The 4,012-nt window shown below is 62.5% G+C and carries 4 protein-coding genes and 1 pseudogene; all 5 read right to left on the bottom strand.

Features of this window, described 5'->3' with window-relative positions:
- Positions 1–705, bottom strand: a 705-nt coding sequence (locus tag HX846_RS26420; RefSeq protein ID WP_256739962.1) for an FGGY family carbohydrate kinase, incomplete at its 3' end; no start/stop codon positions are given.
- Position 706: 1 nt separating this feature from the next.
- Positions 707–1,699, bottom strand: a complete 993-nt coding sequence (locus HX846_RS26425) for a LacI family DNA-binding transcriptional regulator (RefSeq protein ID WP_178966403.1) — start codon at positions 1,697–1,699, stop codon at positions 707–709.
- 21 nt (positions 1,700–1,720) lie between these two features.
- Entirely contained in the window at positions 1,721–2,662 is a 942-nt protein-coding gene (locus HX846_RS26430) for an ABC transporter substrate-binding protein (RefSeq protein WP_178966404.1), read from the bottom strand.
- 33 nt (positions 2,663–2,695) lie between these two features.
- Positions 2,696–3,664 (bottom strand): hypothetical protein, encoded by a 969-nt coding sequence (locus HX846_RS26435; RefSeq protein ID WP_003209708.1) that lies wholly within the window; start codon positions 3,662–3,664, stop codon positions 2,696–2,698.
- A 25-nt stretch (positions 3,665–3,689) separates the two neighbouring features.
- Positions 3,690–4,012: pseudogene (locus HX846_RS26440) on the bottom strand (sugar ABC transporter ATP-binding protein); the annotation flags it as partial.

Genomic DNA, 4,012 nt, shown 5'->3' on the forward strand with positions numbered 1-4,012 from the left:
GCCACCGCCGGCAATCACCAGGCCCTCGGCCAAGCCCAGTCGCCCCGCCGCAGCCGCATTCAAACAAGCACTGGCCGCGCCACCTTCTACCAGCCGTGGCATCTGCGCCCATCGCAAACCCGTGGCCTGCAGCATCGGTTCAAACCATTCACGGTTGGCCACATCCAGCCACAACGTCCCCGCACCATCGGACACATCACTCACGCGCTCACCACTCAGGCGCAGGCGCAGGTAGTCCTTGGGCGACAGCACGCAATCAATGGCGCTGAATACCGCCGGTTCATGCTCCTGCAACCACAGCAGCTTGGGCGCCGTGAGACCGGCCATCGGCAAGCTGCCGGTGACGTCGGCAAACTCACTGCCCAAGGCTTCAGCCTGGGCCATGGCACGGGAGTCATCCCAGAGAATCGCCGGGTACAACACCCGGTCGTCTTGCCCCAGCAACACCGCCCCGTGCATCTGCCCGGACAACCCGATGCAGCCGACACGGCCGTAGGCATCCGGCTGATCAGTGCGCAGTTGGTCCAGGGCCTTCAGGCATGCTTGCCACCAATCCTCAGGCGCCTGCTCGGACCAGCCTGCATGCGGGCGCGAGACCGTCAGCCGCGCGCCCGTATGGGCGAGGACGTTGCCTTGCTGGTCCATCAGGATCGCCTTGAGTTCCGAAGTGCCGAGATCAATGCCAAGGGAAACCGCGTTGTTCATATCAGGGGCAGCCGCATGAGTTACGAATCTTCAGGGTGGGCGCGAGCCGCACGCTGTGTGTTTTACGCTTGGGCGACGCCATGCGCTCAAGCAGCAGGTTGACCGCCCGGGCGCCGAGTTCCTGGACCGGCTGTGCGATCAGGGTCAGGCGTGGCACAAAGAAATCCGCCCAGTCAAAATCATCGAAGCCCACCAGGGCCATCTGCCCGGGCACGTCGATATTCGCATCACGCAAGGCGTGCATCGCACCCAGGGTCATCAGGTTGTTGCCCGCCATGATTGCCGTGGGCGGTGTTGCCAGGGCCAATAACTGCACGGTCGCTTGCCGTGCCGGTTCGCTGCTGGAGCCGCCGTTGACCAGCAACTGCGGGTCAAACACCAACCCTGCCGCCTGCAACGCGGCTTGATAGCCGGCCACGCGCTCATCGGAAGTGCCCAGCCCCGCCCGCCCGGAAATAAAGCCGATGCGCCGGTGGCCATGCTCGATCAAGTGCGCCACCAAAGCCTGGGTAGATAGGGTATTTTCCACCCCAACCTGATCGAAACGATCACACATCATCCGGTCCACCAGCACCGCCGGCACTTGATTGGCCTGCAGGTATTCCAGGGCCAGCGAACCGGTAGACGGCGCCAGCAGAATGCCGTCCACCCGCCGATGGTGCAGCGCCGTGACCACACGCAGTTCCTGTTCGGGATCGTCGTGGGTATCGACAAACAGCATCATGTAGCCGTGCTTGGCGCACTCGGTTTCAATCGCGTGCACCGTTTCACTGAAGTAGTGGTTGGACAGCGCCGAGATCGCCACGCCAATGGTATTGGTGGTGGATCGAGCCAGCGAGCGCGCCAGCGTGTTGGGGATGTAGCCCACCTGCCGGATCGCGTCCTGCACCGCTTGCACCGTGTCCGGGCTGACCTTGCGGGTGCCGTTCAAGACGTGGGAAACCGTCGACGTCGACACCCCTGCAATTCTTGCCACATCCTCCATGGTTGCCACGGTGCTCACTCCTGGGTGCTTTTAATGTTTGCTTGACCAACCGGCGTAGGAACCGACGTTATCGCGGGTGATCAATTTTGGCACCAGCAGGGTAACCGCTTCGGCGGGTTGTTTGTCATTGAGAATGTCATTGCCGACATTGACGGCGGTCTGGGCCATGGCCCATGGGTCCTGGCTGGCGGAGGCCTGGATCAGGGTGTCGGTCTTCAGGGCATTCTCGATGTCCGGCGCGCCGTCCACGGAGGTGATGATGATGCCGCTGCGTTTCAGTTGCTTGGCGGCAAGATCACTGCCGATGGCTTGCGGGTCGTTGATCGCGAACAGGCCGTCGATTTTCTGGAAGCGTGTCAGGTAGCCCTGCATCACGTTCAGGCCGCCTTCGCGGGAGCCCTTGCCGTCCTGGTCGTCCGACAGCACCTTGATCTCCGGGGCGCTGGCCAGCGCGGCTTTGCAGCCTTTGACCCGATCGGTCACGGCGGTGACTTGCGGGCCGTTCTGAATGATCACATTGCCCTTGCCCGACAGTTTGTCGACGATGAACTGGCAGGCGAGCTTGCCAGCCTCGACGTTGTCGGTCTGCACCGTGGCATTCACGCCCTTGGCGTCGACGTCCACGGCCACCACCACGATCCCGGCATCACGGGCTTTCTTGATCGCCGAGGCCATCGCCGACGGGTCGACGGCGTTGAGCAGGATCAGGTCGACCTTGGACGAGATGAAGTTGTCGATCTGCGAGAACTGCTTGCTAAGGTCATAGTCGGCCGACACCGAGGTGACTTTCACCGCCGGGTTCAGCTCCTTGGCCCGCGCCGTGGCACCGTCGGCCAGGGTCACGAAATACGGGTTGCCCAGGGACCCCATGCTGATGCCGATGGCTTTCAGTTCACGGGCTTGCACCGCCTGGGACATCAACACGGCAACGCCCAGGGAGGCGACAACAGGAAACATGCGTTTGAAGTTCATGATGACTCTCTTGTGATTGTTGTTTGAGTGAAATCAGGTCCGCGCACCGGACTGGCGATAGCGATCCAGCGCTACCGCGCCAATGATCACGATGCCCTTGATGATGTACTGCCAGATATCCGAGACGCCCAGCAGCACCAGGCCGTTGGTCAACACCGCGATGATCAGCGCACCAATCAGCGTGCCGCCGATGGTGCCGACGCCGCCGGTAAAACTGGTACCGCCGAGGATCACTGCGGCAATCGCATCCAGCTCATAGGATTGCCCCAGTTGCAGGCCATTGGCGGCGAACAGGCGTGACGCGCTCATCACCGCGCCGAGGCCGGCTAGGGCACCGGACATGGCATAGACGAACAGCAGGACCTTCCACACCTTGATCCCCGACAGCCGCGCCGCTTCCGGGTTGCCGCCCACGGAGTAGATTTGCACCCCCATCACCGTGCGCCGCAGGATGAACCACGACAGCGCAATCACGGCCACGGCAATGATCACCAGCCAGGGGACGCCCAGCACCGAATCGTTGCCAATAAAGGCAAACGGCAAATCAGGGTTGAACACGGTTTTGTCGTCGGCCAACAGGCGTGCCAAACCGCGCATGGCGGTCAGCGCACCCAGGGTGACGATAAACGGCGGCAGGCGCATGAAGGCGATCAGGCCGCCGTTGACCAGGCCCAGCAACAGGCCGAAGCCAACCCCGGCGGCAATCCCGAACATGCCGAACTGCGGTGACATCGACGCTTGCAACGCAACCACAGCCGAAGCTGCAAGAATCGCTCCCACCGACAAGTCGATGCCCGCCGTGAGGATCACAAAGGTCATCCCCGCCGCCAGCACCACGTTGACCGACGCCTGCTGGGTGATGATCGACAGGTTCTGCACCGTCATGAAGTTTTCGCTGGCCAGGGCAAAGCCCACCAGCAACAGCACCAGCACCGGCAACATGCCCACCGTGCGCATCAGTTCGCGAATACGCTCAGCCTTGCCGATCGTTGCCACAGTCATGGTGTTGCTCCCGCTTGTCGTTGAATTAGCCATGGGCGGCCACCTGCTCGCTGCCGGTGGCGAGGTCGATGATCGCCTCCTGGGAAATATCCAGCCCCGATGCCCCGCCCACTTCGGCCACCAGTTGCCCTTCGCGCATGATCAGCACGCGGTCGCAGGTGCCGATGATTTCCGGCAGCTCGCTGGAGATCACCACGATGCCCACGCCGGCCTTGGCCAACTGGTTGATGATGCGGTAGATCTCGGATTTGGAGCCGATGTCCACGCCACGGGTGGGCTCGTCGAGGATCAGCACATGCGGCTTGACCTCCAGCAGCCGTGCCAGCAGCACCTTCTGCTGGTTGCCAC

This window comes from Pseudomonas sp. K5002, assembly GCF_013386655.1.
Lineage (GTDB): Bacteria > Pseudomonadota > Gammaproteobacteria > Pseudomonadales > Pseudomonadaceae > Aquipseudomonas.

Coding starts and splice junctions, on each gene's coding strand:
- HX846_RS26430 (WP_178966404.1), bottom strand. CDS start 2,662: ATGAACTTCAAACGCATGTTTCCTGTTGTCGCCTCCCTGGGCGTTGCC.
- HX846_RS26435 (WP_003209708.1), bottom strand. CDS start 3,664: ATGACTGTGGCAACGATCGGCAAGGCTGAGCGTATTCGCGAACTGATG.